The sequence below is a fragment of the Halorubrum sp. ASP1 genome, from assembly GCF_005435135.1.
In the GTDB taxonomy this organism is placed as follows: domain Archaea; phylum Halobacteriota; class Halobacteria; order Halobacteriales; family Haloferacaceae; genus Halorubrum; species Halorubrum tropicale.
The window spans coordinates 36618-55480 of record NZ_SGUA01000009.1; the positions used below are offsets into that span (position 1 = coordinate 36618).

Consider the following 18863-nt stretch of genomic DNA (forward strand, 5'->3'; position numbering starts at 1 on the left):
GTATCTCATACGTGCCCCTGAGAGTATCTCTCGAAGGTCGGTGACCAGGAGACGGAAGCCAGCCATGTCGGCGACAATACATCCGCTGAGAATAAAACGGTGTTCAGACAGGTATTGACGCCATTGTTCAGCAAGTCAAAGGGGTCAGGAATATCGATCCCAACAGACTGTTTGTTCAATAGGACTCCAACGGAGACAGTTGGGTGGTGGGGAAAGCCGTATTAATACTGGGGCTCATATCCCGAGTGTCGAATGGGCCAACAAACGCTCGGCGGCGACGACATCACGCTCTTACGCAAGAGATATCTCCAACGGGTTACCGAGGCACTCCCCGAGGCGGCAGCCGAGGCCGGCGACTGGCCGATTCACCAAGACCACTGTTTTGCCCGTGTGGTGCTGGACACACTGTTCCAAGGAGTCTGGTACGACCACATCGATGGAACTCCCGCATACGAGCAATTGTCAATCGAGGAACTGCGTGAGGCGATCGAGATCGCCGAGAGGATGCTCAAAGGTGGAAAGCGGACCGTTGAGGCGCTAAATCGGCAATCACTCGAGTGGCGGGGTCAGTGACTCAGACACAAGCGTCCACAGGCAGTCGGTCAGGCTACGCTTGAACGACGCTGTCTGTCAGCCAGTGCTCATCGAGTTCGCCGGGTCGACGTCGCGATAATCTGAAAACGTATGTCACTGTCCGCCCGTTGGGACCGGTCAGCGTGACGCGCTGTGTGGCATCATCGTCGTCACGCTCAACGGGGCCTGTCGTTGCCTCGACGTGGTCGATCATGGGAGCATACCGTGGATTGTGCACCATCTTTCGGAAGCGGTCAAACGGGCCTGTGGTCCGTCTGTTCGCCGGGGAAGCGAAGTTGTACGCGACGCCGATACCGGTGTCTTCGAACGGCTCGTCGTTGGTCGCTAGTGCCTTGAGTTGGATTGAGACCACCCGGCCGGGATCGTACGTGGGGCTTGGCGTTGGGAACTCCGCTATTGCGTACTGCTCAGCCATCTGAATGCCAGACTTAGGGTCGCGAGCGGCATTAATCGTCCGCTGAAACGGACTCTAGTTTAGTGTTGGACCTGATATGGAAGCCGATTAGTCGCGGCCGTGACTTCTGTCGTCGCGGTCCAACTTCGCGTCCTGGCCGGCACATTGAAACCACTGTTTTGGTTCAGGAACGACGCCCATCGTAATCCCGACGAGCAGCGCAAAGTAGCCGGCGAGACCTCCGAGTGTCACCGCGTGAGGCGTGCCATTGCGAGGCTTTACTGACAGGGTCGCGGCGAGAAGTGCGACAGGCGAACCGAAGCGGATCGCTGGACGGCGCCAGAAGCGAGCCATGCGGTCTGGCCACCGTGCGAACACGGCCTCAACAAGCACCGCGACGGCCGCACCGCCAAAGAACGGGACCGGCCGAAGCATCGATCGTGGAGACAGCCCCTCTCGTCGTCCAGCGAGCCAAACGACGAGTGCGACCAACGTAGCCGAAGCGGCGTCAGTGCGTCGTGTCGACATAGTTCATAGTCTATCGCCCGTTTAAATATCGATATTGGTCGTGACCGACCTGACCGGCGTCACACGCTCTATCCACTGGTGCTAGAAATAAAGCTACGACCGAGCCCGCAGCCGTGCCTACCGCGCCTTGTCCTCGTTGACAGCCGCAAGAACGTGATTGAGTTCTCGGCCGACTGCGTCTACGGCGGCATCAAGTGAATCGAATGTGTCGCTCCCCGCATCACTACAGCCGCGCTTACGGACGAGTCGGACAGCCGCGTCACTCAGGATATCAGGACGTACTGCGATTTTCGCCGCAGTACAGGGACTTTCCTCGTCTGGAAGTCGGTACTCGACGATCCCGCCGGGCTCTTCGTTTCGGTCCCAGTCGCCAGGCGCCGCTGGAAGCTCGTTGACCAGCACTCTTGGATTCGCCGCTGTTGCGACGCTTGTGGTGGACATACAAGTTGTTCGGTCGTCACGCACAAACCAGTGTCGGCGTCTTCCAACCGGGCACCTACTGTACCCGCAGAGCGTTTCACCCGGGTCACAGAATCGGCACAAGATAGCTTGCGGTCACCATCGAAGCCCTCGCTACTGGGTATCGATTCGAGGGTTTAACGGCGAGACCAAGTCGGCTGCTCCTCTGGTGGCACCGCTGAGAGCTGATGAGGACGGTCGTGACGGCGCGTGCTGTCAACGAGCCACTGAAGCGCTTGTCATTCGAAGTCACCGAATCTCGTTTGTCCGGTGGACCGAACGTCTCTCTCTTCGTCACGCTCAGCACCTTCCTCACTATCTCGGCGTTGGCCCGACACCGCTGCGCGGTCGTCCGGCGACGGTTCACCGGCGTTCCGGCCCGCTCCCGTTGGAATCGTCGTCTGCGTACTTGATTCACGTGGATCAGTCACTGTCGGGTTGACCGGCTCCGCCGTGTTCGTTTGCGGTGGCGTCGCTGCGGCTCCCTCGGTCTCAGCAGTGGCGGTGTCTGTGTCGGCGAGGTCACCGAGCGAGGCCTGCGTTCCGTCTGGAGCGTCGGCCTCGACTGTCCCGTGTTTGTCCGCGATGGCCCGCGCAGCGCTATAGCCGCCGGAGAATGAGGCCCGCTTTGCGATCGCTGGGCGTCGAAGCTCTCGCGCGGCCTCGGGCCGCTGGGCCTCATACCGCGACCAGAACTGTTCGCGGCGCGCCTCGAAGTCGACAACCGGACGCGGGTACACCTCACCGACGTGGACCCCACATTCCTGCTGGACGGCAAGCGGCGCCTTCTCGGGTTGATCAAGGAACTCACTGGGCAGGTCGGCGAGCTCGGGAATCCATCGCGTGATCCAGTCGCCATCAGGGTCTTGATCGCGGACCTGCTTCCGAGGATTGTACACCCGCTGTGACGGCTTGCCGATGAGCCCCGCCTGGCTCTGCCACTGCGTGTAGTTGATGCCGACATCGCTGTCGATGAGATGGTGGTGATACCAGTCGGCGCCGATCCACCACGGTTGATGAAGAACGTGGGTGAAAAATGACGCACACATCGCGCGCATCCGGAAGTTGAGCCATCCGGTTTCCTTGAGACATCGCATCGATGCGTCGACCATCGGGAACCCGGTCTGTCCGCGTTTCCACGCGGTCACAAGCTCGGGGTCGTGAAATGCCTCATTACGGTTTTCAAACGCCGGATTGACCGCCTGCTCAGTCCAACCCGGCCAGTCGACAAGCTTCTGGCTGTAATGGAGGTTCCAGACGAGCCGGCTCTCAAACATATCTGCTCCCCGGCACGAAGGCGCATTATCGGCGACATACTGGTGTGCCTGCCGGACCGAGAGCAGGCCGAAGTTGAGGTACGGCGAGAGCCCGCTTGTGCCGTCACGAGCGTCCTGCGGTGCTGAGATGTTGCTCGGGTACGACCGGACGCGGTCAGTGAACTCTCGTAATGTAGTCATCGCTGCCCGGTGGGTTCCCACCGGAACCTGCGTCTTCGCGGGGGAGACGTCGAAGTGGCGGTCAACCGCTGCCGGCGTAACGCCAGTGCGGATACTGACTCGGACTGTGTTGTGGTCGTCCCACCCTGGCGTGTGTTGATCGGCCGCGAGCCACTCGGTGATTTGTGTCTGCCAGTTCGACCGCGGCCACTCTTCATCGCGGACGAGTCCGTCACCGGAGACAAACGTGACTGCGTCGCCACACACGTCCCGCACACGCTCGTCTCGCCGCTGACCATAGCGACTGGTGGGGGTCGCCATCGTGATGATATGCCAGCCGCGATCAACGAAGCGAGACAGGATATCGACTGGATCGCCGTACCCGAGCGTCAAACCTGGCGCGTCCGGTCGTTGGAGTGTCTCCGGCTGCTCACTGACAGCCTCGGTCGTAGGCGGCGATGAATCCAGCGTGTCGGCGAGCCGCGCTGCTGAATCCGTCGCAGCCACGTGCGTCGCGTTAGGAGGTGCCGCGGCATACAGTCGGTCGAGGCTTGTAACCGCTTCCTCAAACAAGCGGACCCGAGCGTCACACGCGAGGCCGCTGTCCGCGTAGAACGTTGGGTCGAACACAAACAGCGGGCAGAACACGTCACCATCAGCGACCGCACGCGACACTGCCAGCTGATCTTCCACGCGGAGGTGTTTCCGGTGCCACACAACGATACCCGTCGGGTTGGCGGCATCGCAGACCGCGTCTGGCGTCGGAATATCTGCCGACAGCGGACTCGTTGGCTGTGACAGTTCGTCGCTATCTACAGACGCCGAGCGCTCAGTCTCGCGTTCGGTATCGCCCGGCATTCACATTAATAATATTGCTGGGACAGCGTTTTAATGCGTCGGCCGGTCAACCGAAGTCCCGACGATGTCGGCTGTCAGCGTGTCAAGCGCGCGGTTGGGGCTTGGCGTATCGATTGGCAGGCCGTAACGAGTATCCGCATGGGGCCGGATATTATAATATGAACTGGTGCTCAACTTCTAGCCTTTGGGCGTCACGCGACTCGCCAACGAGTGGCGACAACAACGCGAAACGGCCTACCCACTTCCGTCCATGCCGGTAACTACGCATCTCAGTCTCGTTTCGCCCGATCGGAACGCACTACTAGATGTCATTGATGACGCTGAGGCAGCGTTTTTCGACTACGGACTAGCCCCCGACATCAGCGACGTCCAACACCTGACGGGCACGGAGTCGGATTCAATAGAGGACATCCACGCAGTCACTGACGACGCGCTTCCAGACCACTTCTCGTCAGAATTCACCAGCGAAATATCGCAGTTCGACGGGGACAAGCTATATTACGCGGCCATGCGCGGACTTCCAGTAATTGGACGGATTGTCCGCGAGGAGACACCAGGTCGGCCAAGCGTGGTCATCCAGTCGAACACACAGACCGGGAGTGGCCCCAGTTGTGGGGTGTACCGACACGACAAGCTCACTGGTGACTACGTATTACTCTCGAAGGCTGACAGCCGTCTGGGTTAGTGAGCCGCACGTCAACTGCCAACCGCGTCATGTGCGGGCCTCAAGTACAGAGGGAGGCGTGGACACGCTCCCGCGAGGGCGTCCTGCCTCGTTCGAGGATGTTGCTGCTCCGCTGCGATTCTTTTTGAGTGATGCGGCCGACTACATCAGCAGGGAGAACGTCGCGGTCGATGGGGGATAAATACCTGAGTTCGACAGTTGAATCGATCGGCGTGCGCCACAATTGAGATGCCTCGCCGGTGTGACCAATAAAAAAAGATGCCAGGAAACACGCCAGCTGACGGCCCGCGGAAGATTCCTGTCGATCCGGTGATCCACGTCGAAACGTTTGCGACTCATCGGACATTGACGTGGAAAGCTGGGGGCCGGTCGCAGTTCGTCGAAGCGGCCCGTGCGCTTGACGCGGTTCCATCGACGGCGTCAGTAGTCGTCGACGACACAACCGTTGCCGGGAGGCAACATCACTCAGTCTCGGACCTCGAAAGCGTGAGTAAGACTATAATATATCTTCGGATCGAACCGGATGCCTCGTGGACGCTCTCATGGGAGCGACGAACGGACCCAATTGTTTCTGTAAGCGGAACACCGTCAGCAACGTTTTGCCGCCGTCTTCACTGCTACACAACCGACTGCTCGGAGTGGTGTGACGAAGCGGTCGAAACGCTACAGAGTCTGACAAAAGACGGGACTGCCTGATTGCTATCGTTGATGAGCACTGTGTGGTGCTGGGCACTAGGCCGCTGAATCACGCTCTTGGGAATCTCGCATGCGGCACGGCCGACCTACGCATCGTCACGAAGTCGTAACACGGCTTGTTCCTTACCGTCTGCTTCGATCACAACGTCGCTGTTCGCCACTAGCCATGCTGGCAGGTCCACGACAAACTCGGCGTGCGCTTGTGGGCGTACGGCCGGGTCACGCAGACAAGCCGGCTCGGAGTAGTGTGCCATCGGCCGGACATCACCCCAGGTCTCTGCTGCGAGTTCGAAGGCCTCACGGTACGTGTAGCCGCGGTCAGCAAACGAGTGGTGGTGGTAATCAAACACCACCGGAACATCAGTTGGCTCGCTAATCAGTTCCACGAGCTCTGAAACGCTCCACAGGGTTTCCTTGTCGTCGTTTTCGACGGTCAGCCGCGCTCGTGCGGCATCCGACAGGCTATCGACGAATGCGTGGAAGCGCTCGGCAGTTGCCTCAACGTCGCCGTACGTCGCACCGATGTGGACTGTGATACCGTAGTACAGTGTAACTGGGAGCCCTAGCAGGTCAAACCAGTCAGCGTGGTACTCTAACGCCGTTCGAGCGCGGTCACGGGTATCTGCTGAGTCACTCGCCGGCTTACACCAGTAGTCAGGGTGGAACGTAAGCCGCATGTCGGTCTCTTTGATGAGATTGCCACAGCGACGCGCAAGGCGGCGGATTTCTTCGTATTCAGGGAGTTCGGAGAGTTTAAACTGAGAGTTCCACGGGATCAGCGACGACGTACAACGGTACGTTCGAATCTCATGCTCGAGATTCCACGTGAGTAGCTCATACAAGTCAGTCAGGTTCTGTTGTGCGAGCGTCGAGACATACGAGAGACCGCGTTCTTCGAACGTCTGTTTCTGCATACCGCGTGTACATCGCACCGGCGGATCGCGGTCGCGGAGTGTCCGGTTCAGTCCTGGATAGCCTATCATTGTGTCTGCTAACGACTGTGGTCGTTTATTTTGTGCGACGTAGTGCCTGCGGGCAGTCGCCGTACCGACCTTCCTGCCAGAACAAACGCTCGTGTCGGAGGTCGATCGGGGATGTTTGCAACAACACGATTAGGCTTCTATACCGTCACCAGTTTTTCTGACTGTCTAATCCACTGATCAAATAGATTGATGGAAACTATCAGATGTGCCTCCTTCTTTCCAGAAGCTGACCCCACGACCGTACCTGAAACTGTCCGCACCCCAATCGCGAGGTTACCAAGGCCCAAACTTCATTCACGATCAGATATGTCGGTAGATCTGGAGCCTCCCGGTCAAAAGAGACCTCGAACCCAATTAGTGATTTTAGCGTGGCAGTGAAAAATATCTTAAGCGTCTATCTTAGACATCTATCTTAGTTAAGTGTCTTAGTCAGGTGTCTCAGAAATACAACTTAGAGATACGTTCCAGAAAGCGACTTCCTCGGTTGTATGCGAAACGAGGTGAAAGTCCGGGTTGCGAGCAGGATCACAACGTCTATTCTACGTGGGCTGCGACGAGCGAATGTTATGAGAAATCTTAGATAGTAATCTAAGCTGTCTTAGACATATTAGTATCTGAGAAATCTAAGAAACCTATCTCAGAAATGTGTCTGGCATAGATTTATTTGATGCGTATCTAATAATTTGGTATGCTCTCGTACACGGTTTACAGCGAGGCGGGCGGCGTCGGCAAGACGTCGTTGACAGCGAACGTCGCCTGTGCGCACGCCCGAGCAGGGCTTGATGTCTTAGTGATCCCGCTAGACCCACAAGACGGCAATCTGAGTCGTCTGTTCGATGTCGACGACGATCGGAGTGATTCGTCCGCAGATAGTCTTGTTCGACATCTCGTCGATAACCCTGGTGGAGAGTTCGATGACCTGATTCGAACGGCTGAGGGAATCGACATCATCCCGGAGCACAACACGCTCTCGGACCTCTCAGACCACCTTGCTCGCGAAAAGAGCCGGGCAGAGGATTTCGGCGACGCGTACAACATCTATGCGCAGCTCCGCCGTGTACTGGCTGAAAACGATGTACCGGACCGATATGACGTTCTCGTCTGTGACCCGCCAGCGACAGAGTCAGATCACCTCTATAATGCGATTTACGCGACGCGAAACCTCCTCATTCCGTTTGAGCCATCGGCGAAGGGGGAAGCATCTGTTGAGGGCCTAGAAGAGCTGGCGACAAACTTCGCGAACGAATTGAGTATTGACGTCGGCGTCCTCGGTGCGGTCCCGATCGAGTTCAAAGGGACGAAAGACCAGAACGAGATCGTCGAAGAGGTGCCGTTCGAGGTGCCTGAGGTTATCGGCGATCGGACATCAATGATGGAAGGATGTTGGCGACACCAGTGTAGTGCATTCGAATTCGTACGAACGCACCGGAGTCGGCGTCGTGATTACGAAGTTGAGACACTGGCCAAGTTCGATCGGATTGCTCGATTCCTCGAGACCCAAGGCGGAATTACTGCCCCGTCCCCGCCAGAACCAGGCGCATTAGACGATCCTGAGGAGGTGACTGTCTGATGGGGGGATTCAAGGAAGGCACCGTCAACGGGTGGGACGATGAGGAGGAGGAGGAAGATGCTGACAGCGGGCCTGAGTTCGAGGAGGAGACCGTAGGTAATGAGGACGGCAGCCCGGAGGAGCGATCGACCGAAGTGGAGATCGAGACCGAAACTGACGATACAGTAGAAAGCGGTACGAACAGCACTTCAGCGAGAGAGATCCCCTGGGTTCTCCGGCGAAATAGCATCACTGACGGCCGCGACCAGACGGTCCAGCTTCACCTCCAAGAGGAGACGATGAACGTCCAGCGGAAACAGAAATCCCTCATCGAGGCCCGGCTTGGAGAGAGCGTTCGAAAAGCCGATCTCCGGGAAGCAGCGTTATTGGTCGGACTCCAACACACAGACGATGTCGTTGACGTCCTCCAAGAGTGGGGGTACAATCTGGAATGATATCGCAGTAAGTGGTTTATTCATTCTCCCGCTGATCGCTAGACGGCAAGACGAACACTACTCTTCAGATGAGAAGATCTCGCTGCCGACGTCGGACAGTTCGCTAGCTTCCTTGTGAGCGTACATCTTCGACGTCGTCGACGGATCCTCGTGTCGGAGGGCGCGTTGTGCGTCACTGAATCCTGCCTCGTCGTAGTATGCCTCCCCAACACCGCGGCGGGCGCCATGGAGCGTCAGATAGTCTTTTGGATCGGCTGAACAATCCACAGCAGCTTCTTGAGAGAGCTTCTTAAGCGTGTACCGACCGCCCTCAGTGGTTAACGCCGGTGGCGTAAGGTCTCGCTCGCGGAAGGCATCGGCGAGATCAGCCGTGCTGAGGCTGGTGACTGTGTCAATCGTCTCAGTATCGACTCCACGGTCCTGAAGCTGGCTCCGTGCGGCCTCTCGCAATGAGGCAAGGTGGAACGAAGGGAACACGGGCCACGTCTCGGCAGGCGGGTCTAAGAGCGTCTGCCAGCGGCTGAGAGCCCTGACAGGACGGTCAGTTAACGGTGCCTTCTCGACTTTCTGGCTCTTTCCAAGCACCGTCAGAATTTCCTGGTCAGTATCGATGTCTGCCCACGTAATCCCAGTCCGCCGGTCATCGCGACTGGCAGCCAGAACCTCAGCGCCACGGACACCTGAAAATCCGAGGACGTAGACAAGCGCCCGGTCACGAGCGGCTGTGAGTGCCTCTCGACTCCGAGGATCCGCATCAATGGCATCGTGTGCTCGTTCGTCGACGTACGAGACAATGGTCTCACGCTGTTGCTGAGACCAGAACTGTTGTTGCCCAGAATCCGTCGTGGGGCGGTCAGGCATTTCGTCTTTCGCCCGGTCGGTGTCTGCCGGATTTTCTGCGATGTACTCCCACTGCTGGCAATAATGGAGATACGCAGAGACGAGCGAGTAGTAGTTCCACGCAGTAGCGGGTGTGATCCCCTCGGCATCACCGTTCGCCCGTCGAGCGTTCACGCGCCGGGCGAGATGACCAGCATATCGGGCGAGGTGCCGGCTGTCGAGCGCTTCCAGGGTGGTTACCCCGCGACTGTCCATCCATTCAATCCAGTCCGGGACGACGCGTTCGAGCGCTTGAACGTAGTTCCCTGAGCGGTGGATCCCGTCTTCAGGCGAATCTGTTTCTTCGATCGTCTTCGCCTTAGCGTCGAGGAAATCAGGCAGCGGCTCGTCGAGTGCTGTATCGCCGGTCATTTCCCTGGGTTGCGGGCCATCAGCTGGCGGTGCCATCGATTCAGCTTCACCGACGGCGGCGACCCTCAAAAATCTACTTGTGACTACTCGACTAATCCAAAGTAGATAGCAAAATTTTCAATATCGCCCCAATAACCCGTCTAGCGGCTGATTACGGACAAATAGGCTAGATTCTTCGTGTTGTAAATTGCATGTCGCTATACAGAATATGGGCAGTGTGGAAGTTCCACAGTTTCGGAGGATAGGCCAGTTCCAAGTCGAATCTCCGCCGGTTCGTGGTCTATTTCCCAACGAATCGCTCGATTCCTGTTCATTTAGAACGAGATAATCGGGCGAGCATGGGAAATTGCGCGGATTTTTGTGCTCCTACAGAGCGTCGCCACTCCCAAGCGGTGACCCCGGTGGAGAATCGGTCACTCAGTCGGGCGGAATCAATGCCGAAACGACGATCTCGACACACTCACCCGCAGTCAGGACCGGCGCATAGTCCATTTCGCCATCGACGCCCGCTTTCAGCAGGAAATCCGTGAGTCGCCAGATATTGTAGAGGAGTACGGCGAACACGAAGTAGAACAGCCGGACGCGGTAGTCTTTTGAGGAGGTCTTCGCGAGGAAATCGCCCTTGATAGACTTGTACTCGTTTTCGATCTGCCAGCGGCGGCTGTAGCGGCGACAGAACGACTCGGCCTCATCGGGGCCGACTCGGAGATTCGTGGCGAAGACAGTCGTCCCCTCACCACTCGTCGACGGCACGTACAGAAACTGCATCGAGTGACTTCCCGATTCGACGTGAACGGACGCTGATTCGACCGCTACGTTTTGTCCATCGGCATCCATTGTTTCGATGACCTCCCGCTCAGTGCTATTGATCCGTGTGGGAACGAGGTAGTTCACGCCGAGATTCGAGAGTGTCTGGTAGACTCGCTTAGAATCGAACTCCCGGTCACAAAGCACCGTCTCTACGGGGACGTGTTCTTTCGCTCGTTGAACGAGCCGCCGAACTACACGGTGAACCTGATTCGGCGGATTCCTATCCCACGCTGAGCTCTCCCGAATCGGCTCCACAGCGAGCACGAGCGGGATGTTCTCGCCGACAATCGAGAGCGTCGCGAACTTGAAAACCCGTTCTTCTTCACCTTTTGTACCGCTGACCATCGGCATCGCCTCGACCTCGCCGTAGTAAGGAACTGTCGTGACGTCGATCGCGGCCGTCACGGGTCGTCGGAACGAGGCTTCCTCCCCGATTACCGAGAGTAGTCGGTCGCTGGCCCGGTCGAACCCCTCGATCAGCGCTTCCGGCTCAAATTGCTTGACCGCCCGCAAGTGCGTGTCCCCGTGTGGACCATATTCTTCGCCACGCCTGTACTGGAAGCGAGCAGCTCCCTGCGCAGTGCCACAACCAACCATCCCCATGAACGTCTGTAGCTCGAAGAACTGCGTATCCTCGTAGGAGGCGTTCTGCGCTCGATCAGAATCGAATCCGTCAAATCCGTGGTCCCGTGCGAGGCGTGTCGTCCGGTGAACCTGCTCGTCCGAAAACTCAGTGCCTGTAGAGTGGGTTTGCTCATCGTCGTCGGCCGACTCTGGGTTCGAGTCAGTGACCTCCTCTTTCGGACGCACCACGGGGACAGGAGGTCCGTAGTCGTGGACCTCTTTGACGACGAAGTGAGCGGCGACGGTCACGTATTCGCGGACCCCATCGTCGAAGCGATTGCGCCAAGTGCGCGAGAGAACCGACTCGTCAGGAACGTGGTCTAGCCCGAACGGTTCGGCGAGCTCCTGATGCGTTTCGAGAGTCCGATAGCTGTCGCCGGTAATCTCCCGATACATAAACAGCCGGAGCATCCCCTGGAACGAATCGGATGCCGGGTGCCAGTCCGGGTAGCCGTCTTGGAGATGTTTTGTGTAGAGCGTGACGCCGCTCACCGCAGCTCGGAGACACGCTCGATCTCGCAGTGTTTCGCTGAGCTCGATTCCGGTTTTATAGGCGTGGGTCAGCCGGCGGGCACGGTCCGACAGCGGGTCCAAGATCTCTGACATCGTTTTTCAGTTGTATAGATGTTACAAAAATATGCGAATATGTTATTTATGTAGTCTAGTCTGGCTCAAATAGTCGGCCCAGTTGTCTCAGGTTGAGTATATTACCATATCATGCACGGATACAGCTATTCATCCAAATCAATATCGGACCCGGTGTCCGGGTGTCCTACCAGTAATAAATAAAAACCGGCAGCAAGGAATACGAGCATACCGATTTCAATAACCGTTCTCGCTGTCCCACTCGGATTTCCTAACAAGACAAATAATTGTGGAGCGTACGTTTGAAATAATAACCCAACCAGCAACAGGACACTACCAATCCGTGTAGGTTGACTCATCCGGGACCAACGGTATGCCCAAGCAACACCGGCACCGAGTAGTAAAATCGTTCCGAGTACCGTCCGGAGGGTAAGTTCGAGCGGGGCCATTATATCTGAATTTGCGAGGAGATCATAAATCAGTTAGGTCAACAGAGCGGCTTCGGACCAAGGCATGGGTCGCAGAGAAAGCCCAGCTTTGGGGCTGAAATAATCGCTCCCAAACACAGTACCTCACAAAGCCGGTTAGTTGAGACGTCTGCTTGCTGCGAATGTGCCTAGCAAACAGCAGCAAGCAGACAGTGAAATCCACGAGGACCAACTCCTTAACTTCCTCGTCAACCAGCTTGACGAGGAAGTTTCTCTGGGTCTTGCGAACAACGCTGAACTCAACGCTGAGGACATCTACGAGGTCCTCGTCGGCGCGACCGCCGACGGGACCTCAATCTCTACGCTGTGCAACTCCAGCGAAGACTCGCCATCAGCAAACGCGATCCTCTACCATCTGCGGACGAAGTTCGAGCCGGAACGGCTCGAACGAGTCGCAAACACGCTCCTCCGGCGAGATATCGTCGAACTCCTCCCCGAGCAGGTGGAGGTCTGCGCAGACCTCCACCTGCGGCCCTACTACGGTGACGAAGACGATACAGAGGGCCTCTACCACTCCGAGGCTAAGCGCGGAACCACCTCGTTTCACGCATACGCGACACTCTACGCACGCGTGAGGAACAAACGGTATACGCTGGCGGTGCGCCGTCTCGAAGACGGCGACACCGCCAGCAGCGTCCTCGCTGAGTTTCTTGGAGTACTTGACGGCCTTGACGCCGAGGTCAAGGCCGTCTACCTCGATCGCGGATTCTACGACAGCAAGTGCCTCACGCTGCTTCAGGCGCACAACTACGCCTACGTGGTCCCGATCATCCGGTGGGGTGAGGCGATTCAGCAGGAACTCTCGGAAGGGTGGAGTCGCGTCATCGACCACGACCTGACAGGGAAACTCGACGGTCACAGCTGGACCGTCGAGTTTCCCGTCTACATCGACTGTACGTACCTGAACGGACGGTACGACGACCACGGCGTGGCGCGTCACGGCTACGCCGCTGACGCGCCGTTCATTGAGACTCCACGCGACGCTCGATACCACTACTCGAAACGCTTCGGTATCGAGTCGAGCTATCGCTTGTCCGAGCAAGCAATAGCGACGACAACGACGCGAAACGCGACGGTGAGACTGCTGTACGTCGTGGTGAGTCTGCTGTTGCAGAATGCGTGGCGGTATCTGCACTACGAATACGCGGCGACGCCCCGCCGCGGCGGGCGTCGCCTCTGGTGGTGGCCGTACAAGGAGTTCGTCAATATGGTTCGACGGGCCGCGTGGACGGCTCTCGCGGTGCGTCGGGCCGTCCCCGCGAACCGACCACCTGACGACCGGTTCCACCGGTAGTCACTGACCGAGCAAGCGTCTTCGCAAGTGGCAACGCTGTCGCGTCGGCGGCTGATCGCCGCCGACAGCGACAGCTCCGGCCAATTCACCCGTAATTGTCTGGTGAGAATCAACAGTAGGTTCGCTTCGACACAGAACTCACGCTTCAGAATCGGTTAGCCGAGAGCGCTTTGTGAGGTACTGAGATTGACTACCAGATCCGGAACCATATCAAAAAATGGTTCCAAACAGTGACGATGCGGATCGACCGCTTTCACTCTTTCTGGAGGAGCAGTCAATCCAGCGCGAAAAAGTGGTTACGACGCTTCAGGCACCAATATAACCACGAACGGCCGAACCAAGCGCTCAACGGACGAACGCCCGCTAAGGGGAACCGGAATTATACAGTGCCTTTAAAAACTATGACCTCTGTTTGCCACTTCCACTATATGCCTGATATATAAGTTCAATAATCACTGCTATTCCACCCAATAGCAAAATAGAATTCAAAATCCTCCAACCATCCTCTAGAATCAGTAGCGAACTGCCTATAATAATGAGTATTCCGACGACTCCTCTGACATAACGAAAGGCTCTTTTGTCCATTGTAATCAGTTGAAATGTATCTCGTAAAATTAAATATTACACGACTTCCTTGCGCACCCTCTCCGGAGAAACGCAGCACCCGGTTGTAACCATCCAAGCGTTCGTGCATATGTACAAAGGATGCCATTCCGATCGGAACATTGTCCAACACAGCAGGCGCCCACTGCTGAACATACGAGGCAACCAAGACAAGTAATGAGGCTCCCAGGTGTAGGCACGAAGCATTCCGCACAGCCCAACACACATACCCCACCTTGGAGTCTCCCAGTGCAATTAGTGACACAACTGATTGATTGACTTCCCACTTCTTCTAAGTTATCTGTTTCAGAGGAATCATCCACCAGTACCGAATCAGTTTCAAGATCAATTACTGCAGGTCCTTCAACATCAAATTCATCTGACTCTTCAGCTCCCTCTTCAGATAGGAATAACAGATCCTGCTCGTTATCAATTGCTTCAAGTTTATCTATCTTTTTTCTAGCTAATTCACCGCTTTGTGATTCTTCAGTTACAATCTCGTCAAATTCTGGTAGCGTAGATGTGACGGATTGTATAATCGCTGCCGACGGAGTACTTTCGTCATCGTACCAGCTAATGAATCCAGTTTTGTATTTATTATCGGCTTCGAACGGGAGCAAAACACCCTTCGCAGCGGGGTCCTCGGATTCAATATCAATCGTTCTCCCAACTACTTCGTTGTATTTTGGAGTGAATCCACGATCACGCAGCTCCTTCGCCAGTTGTTTGATTCTATCGTCTTTTAATGCATCAGCACGCAACTGATTGGTTTCTTTTTTATCAAGAAGAACGAACGCGAGTTCGTCAGCAGGTGGGTCATCCCCGTCTCCTTCAGCTGATACTTTCCCAGGCAGTCCAAAAACACCGACAGCGGTTGCTAACCCGGCTGTTTTGAGTATTTTCCGGCGGTTTATATTTTCTGAACGCCGTGCTTGACTAAGTGCTTCCCACGTTTCTGCGCAACCGCCACCATCGTCAACAGCGTCGTTGAGTTCGTTCTGATACTGTTCCTCGTCGAAGTCGGGATCAGAGTCTGGTTCTTCCATGGTAACACACCACTTGCTATTCTTTCGCGGCTCGTATTCATGTTAATTGATGAGTACCCCTCTCAGACTACTCCCACCCCCCTCACTTACTGAGGGTCCCCCTCAAGCTGTACACAGTCCCTAACATGGTCCGGGCACAGCCAATTGACCTCCCCAGAACTGAATACGCTCACGCTACTAGAACCCGCTAATGAAACAACCCGATCCCGCCGATTTTGAAGCGCTCATCGCAGACCGGTCGGGTTTTCTCCGTGTCCTCACTGCGTCCCCACGTTCAAAACGCGACCTTTCCGAATTGTTCGACTGTTCGCGCTCGACGATTGATCGAGTCCTACGCTCGCTCGCTGACGCATACCTCGTTGAGTACGAGGACGGTGAATGGCACGCAACCGCCGCCGGGGTGTGTGCATATCGCAAACACGACGAGTACGCCTCGTTCCTCACCGACCTCGCCGACGCAGCACCGATCCTCGCTGCGCTCCCCACCGAGACCCCCATCGGTGAAGCGTTTCTTGCGGGATCAACTGCGCATATTGCCGAGAGCAGTGTTCCCGATGCAGTCCTCGATGTAATGCTTTGCTCAGTCCGCGGAGCATCTGTCGTCCGAGGGCTAGTCCCGAAGGCGCTTGCAGGCTCAGCGACTGAGTTCTACGAGGCAGCAGTCACAGATGATTCTGCTACACTGGAGTTGGTGCTCGATGGAGCCGTATTCGACCGATTATACGAACTGAATCCACAGGAGACGAAAGATGCGTTAGACAAACCGAGCGTTACGTTGTTTCGCGGAACGATTCCGTGGATGTTTGGGCTGTGGATAGCGGATGAAACGGAGGTCGGTGTCGTCGTTTACACGGAACAAGGAATTCAGGGCTGTATCCTGAATGATACTAAGACTGCGGTTGAGTGGGCGACAAAACAGTATAATTCGGTTGAGCGAGATGCAGAGGAAATTTTCCTTCGTGGAGGTCCCAGAGGGATACGGTAACGGGAAATCCCGTAGTCACACTTAGTGTTCGCTGAAACGGATTTCTGAGAGAAAAATCAACTTCCAATTTCTATTCGGTTCTATATCTCTGTATAGAAGGCACGCATCAATTCCATCCTCCGAGATTGTGGGAAGTTGAGACTACAGTGGGTTTAGCGGGCCTGTGATGCGCGAATTTGGCCGATTCGGTCAGCGAAAACTGCTCCAGATCACTCTCCAAGCGGCCATTATTGTCACACTTCCAATCGTAAGGGCGAATTTTCGAGACATCCAATAGTGTAGCCACTCAGACGGCGCGCTAACCCAGACAGAGTGTCTCTCTACCCGATTCCCGTTTCCTTCTTCAGCAACGTCACCGTGTTGTCGGCTGTTACCATCGGCGAATGTTCGTATTCACCAGTCAACTCAACCTGCACGAGCAGATCGACGGCCCGCCAGATCGAGTACAACAGGCAGGCGAACGCGAAGTAGAAGAATCGCAGCCCGAAATCCTTCGACGTGGTGGCAGCCATGAACCGTTTGATCGACCTGTACCCACTCTCAATTTCCCACCGGTAGCCGTACTCCGTGAGGTGTCCGCTCCCCCGGTTCGTCATAAACACCGAATACTGCCGATGATCGTCGTGCTCGGAGTCCTCTTTCCGGCGGTAGATCAGCGTCGTCTCGTACCACTCATTCTTGCCCAGGTGGAGCTTGCGGTCGGTCTCGTATCGGTCCTGATTCCGTTGAAGCAACCGCTTGGCCTGGGCTTTCTCGCTGGTCTGCATCCGCTTGGGAACGACGTAGGAGAGCCCGCGCTGGCTGATCATCTCCAAGACGTGCTGGCTATCGAACTCCCTGTCCATCAGCACGTTATCGACGTGGACCAACTCTTCAGCCGAATCGAGCAAGTCCTCGACGATTTCCAGTCGTGTCTCCCCCTTTCGGACGGGGCGCGCGTCCAGCACGATTGGGACGGCATTGCCAACCAACTGGACCGTCGCCCATTGGTAGGCGTACTCCTCGGTGTTCTCTTTTGTCCCGATGATCTCGTCCTCGTGCCCGGTCCTGTCGCCGGTGAAAGGATCGGCTTCGGTGATATCGATTGCGACGATGCCTGCGCGGAAGAACTCCTCTGTCTCTGCAATCTCGTCGATGAGGTGCCGGATCGCCTGTCGGTACATCTCGCGAGTCTGCTCGATAGAGAGATCGCGAATGTGGCTGCGGTGGGCGTGTCCGAGTGGTGTTCGATCCCGCGTTGACTCATGAATGTAACTGCGGGCTCCTTCGTTCGCAGCCAGCCGCTCGCGAAGTCCGAGATATGTTTGTAAGTTCCAGTATGCGTTCTCGTGAATCTCACAGCCGTCTCCACGATCCAGCGAGAATGCTGGGAAGATGATGCGACTGACGTGGTCGGTGATTTTCTTTGCCCGCTCCAGAACGGTCCGATCGTCCGGTACTGAGTCGTCTTCATTATCGTTCCGATAGCTGAGCTTCCGCTCTAGTTCTCGTGGAATCTCGATACCCGCATTCTGGGCCTTGATCAAGATCGTTCGAGCTGCTGTTTGGACGGCCTCGCGTAGGTCGACAGAGAACCGCTCGTGCCAACTGCGCCATACCGTCGATTGATTCGGCATACGCTCAAAACCGAGGTCTCGTCGAAGTGCCGGTCGCTGTTGGAGGAACGTCAAAAGTGCCGTTTCGTGGTCCCAGCCGTGAATCTCTTTGAGCAAGAATAACCGCACCAACTGTGGCATCTGATACCGCGTAGAGCCAAAATACTCGTCATGCGGTTCGAAATCGACGTATTTCAGCGGATACTGACATATGAACTCCGCAATCGACTCGTGGGCGTCGTGATCGAACCAGACTCTAGCGACGGTTCGAATGTCCGATTGGAGAGCGGATACTGAACTCCGGTCGTATAGTGGTGTCGACCCGTATGCAGGCCACTCGACGTGCTGTAACTGTGCGATAGTCCGAAAGACATCCTGTCGCGATTGCTCTGTTGATGACATTAGTCGAGAATAATCCGTCCGAGAGACGCTGTAAGGTCTCTTCGGTCAGGAGGTACAGCCATGCTTCGAAGACAGCTAGGGGACCACGTTGCTATGCGGAACGCGGTCGGATGTTACCAGTTGAGGCTACCCCCGATCTGGTATTCGGTCACCTGCGTCTCGAAGGGATTCTCTTCCTTGTTCAGGTTGACTTACTCGGATATCCACGGGAACGGACTGTCAGTCCCGTACTGTTCCGGTAAGTCGAGTCGTCCAAGACGCCGGTCGGCGATGTGTTCGACGTACTCGGCGAACTGCTCGATACTCATGCCAAGTATTTCCTCAGGACACGCCTCATAGGTGTGATTTTCTCTAACTAGACCGCTTCGGTGATCAGGTCGACTACCTCGTCGCCGAACTCTTCGGTCCACACCCTGGGATTCTCTGACCAAATCTGTTTGATGAAATCCACGCCGGAGCCGTCAAGAACCGAGGCACGCTTACGCCGAGGGGTAGGGTGGCGTAGTTTACATGGACCACTCTATCATACCGGCCGATGGGGGA

General features: G+C 56.3%; 15 protein-coding genes and 2 pseudogenes. 7 read left to right on the forward strand and 10 right to left on the reverse strand.

The features are described from left to right. The first annotated feature begins 252 nt into the window (after positions 1-252). Complete coding sequence (locus EXE48_RS13530) at positions 253-573, forward strand: hypothetical protein (RefSeq protein WP_053770056.1); 321 nt, start codon at positions 253-255, stop codon at positions 571-573. Between the two features lie 34 nt (positions 574-607). On the opposite strand, the gene EXE48_RS13535 is transcribed toward EXE48_RS13530, so the two are convergent. The 3 genes from EXE48_RS13535 to EXE48_RS13545 form a co-directional block, all read right to left on the reverse strand. After that, complete coding sequence (locus EXE48_RS13535; protein ID WP_077152231.1) at positions 608-1009, reverse strand: DUF4864 domain-containing protein; 402 nt, start codon at positions 1007-1009, stop codon at positions 608-610. Positions 1010-1633: 624 nt separating this feature from the next. Then, positions 1634-1957 (reverse strand): hypothetical protein, encoded by a 324-nt coding sequence (locus EXE48_RS13540; protein WP_077152232.1) that lies wholly within the window; start codon positions 1955-1957, stop codon positions 1634-1636. A 257-nt stretch (positions 1958-2214) separates the two neighbouring features. Continuing rightward, a complete protein-coding gene (locus EXE48_RS13545) occupies positions 2215-4269 on the reverse strand; it encodes a cryptochrome/deoxyribodipyrimidine photo-lyase family protein (RefSeq protein ID WP_082356835.1) in 2055 nt (684 codons plus the stop codon). A 250-nt stretch (positions 4270-4519) separates the two neighbouring features. Between EXE48_RS13545 and EXE48_RS13550 the strand changes: the two genes are divergently transcribed. Then, complete coding sequence (locus EXE48_RS13550) at positions 4520-4954, forward strand: hypothetical protein (protein ID WP_137704843.1); 435 nt, start codon at positions 4520-4522, stop codon at positions 4952-4954. Positions 4955-5736: 782 nt separating this feature from the next. On the opposite strand, the gene uvsE is transcribed toward EXE48_RS13550, so the two are convergent. Next, positions 5737-6633: a UV DNA damage repair endonuclease UvsE gene (gene uvsE / locus EXE48_RS13560; RefSeq protein ID WP_137711801.1), complete on the reverse strand. Its 897-nt coding sequence runs from the start codon at positions 6631-6633 to the stop codon at positions 5737-5739. A 688-nt stretch (positions 6634-7321) separates the two neighbouring features. Between uvsE and EXE48_RS13565 the strand changes: the two genes are divergently transcribed. Together EXE48_RS13565 and EXE48_RS13570 are read left to right on the forward strand one after the other, a co-directional pair. After that, a complete protein-coding gene (locus tag EXE48_RS13565) occupies positions 7322-8203 on the forward strand; it encodes a ParA family protein (RefSeq protein ID WP_137704844.1) in 882 nt (293 codons plus the stop codon). Beyond that, positions 8203-8637, forward strand: coding sequence for a DUF7970 domain-containing protein (locus EXE48_RS13570; protein WP_137711802.1), 435 nt, complete (start codon positions 8203-8205; stop codon positions 8635-8637). The genes EXE48_RS13565 and EXE48_RS13570 overlap by 1 nt, the downstream gene beginning before the upstream one ends. Positions 8638-8694: 57 nt before the next feature. Here the strand turns inward: EXE48_RS13570 and EXE48_RS13575 are convergent, their stop codons facing one another. From EXE48_RS13575 to EXE48_RS13585, 3 genes are all read right to left on the reverse strand, one after another. Beyond that, entirely contained in the window at positions 8695-9924 is a 1230-nt protein-coding gene (locus EXE48_RS13575; protein ID WP_053770063.1) for a tyrosine-type recombinase/integrase, read from the reverse strand. A gap of 381 nt (positions 9925-10305) precedes the next feature. Continuing rightward, positions 10306-11928: a transposase gene (locus tag EXE48_RS13580; RefSeq protein ID WP_137711803.1), complete on the reverse strand. Its 1623-nt coding sequence runs from the start codon at positions 11926-11928 to the stop codon at positions 10306-10308. Positions 11929-12053: 125 nt separating this feature from the next. Beyond that, a complete protein-coding gene (locus EXE48_RS13585; RefSeq protein WP_137711804.1) occupies positions 12054-12356 on the reverse strand; it encodes a hypothetical protein in 303 nt (100 codons plus the stop codon). 163 nt (positions 12357-12519) lie between these two features. On the opposite strand from EXE48_RS13585, the gene EXE48_RS13590 reads away from it, so the two are divergent. Both EXE48_RS13590 and EXE48_RS13595 read left to right on the forward strand, forming a co-directional pair. Further along, the gene (locus tag EXE48_RS13590; RefSeq protein WP_137711805.1) at positions 12520-13689 is read left to right on the forward strand and encodes an ISH3 family transposase; all 1170 of its coding nucleotides are present in this window, start codon (positions 12520-12522) and stop codon (positions 13687-13689) included. 185 nt (positions 13690-13874) lie between these two features. Then, a pseudogene (locus EXE48_RS13595) lies at positions 13875-14069 on the forward strand (integrase core domain-containing protein); the annotation flags it as partial. Positions 14070-14303: 234 nt separating this feature from the next. On the opposite strand, the gene EXE48_RS13600 reads toward EXE48_RS13595, so the two are convergent. Then, positions 14304-15338, reverse strand: coding sequence for a twin-arginine translocation signal domain-containing protein (locus tag EXE48_RS13600; RefSeq protein WP_137711806.1), 1035 nt, complete (start codon positions 15336-15338; stop codon positions 14304-14306). A 190-nt stretch (positions 15339-15528) separates the two neighbouring features. On the opposite strand from EXE48_RS13600, the gene EXE48_RS13605 reads away from it, so the two are divergent. Continuing rightward, on the forward strand, positions 15529-16323 hold the full coding sequence (locus EXE48_RS13605; RefSeq protein WP_137711807.1) for a helix-turn-helix transcriptional regulator: 795 nt from the start codon (positions 15529-15531) through the stop codon (positions 16321-16323). Positions 16324-16643: 320 nt separating this feature from the next. Here EXE48_RS13605 and EXE48_RS19105 read toward each other — a convergent pair whose 3' ends face one another. Further along, a complete protein-coding gene (locus EXE48_RS19105; RefSeq protein WP_137711808.1) occupies positions 16644-18320 on the reverse strand; it encodes a transposase in 1677 nt (558 codons plus the stop codon). 113 nt (positions 18321-18433) lie between these two features. Next, positions 18434-18780: pseudogene (locus EXE48_RS19375) on the reverse strand (ribonucleotide-diphosphate reductase subunit beta); the annotation flags it as partial. Positions 18781-18863: the final 83 nt, after the last annotated feature.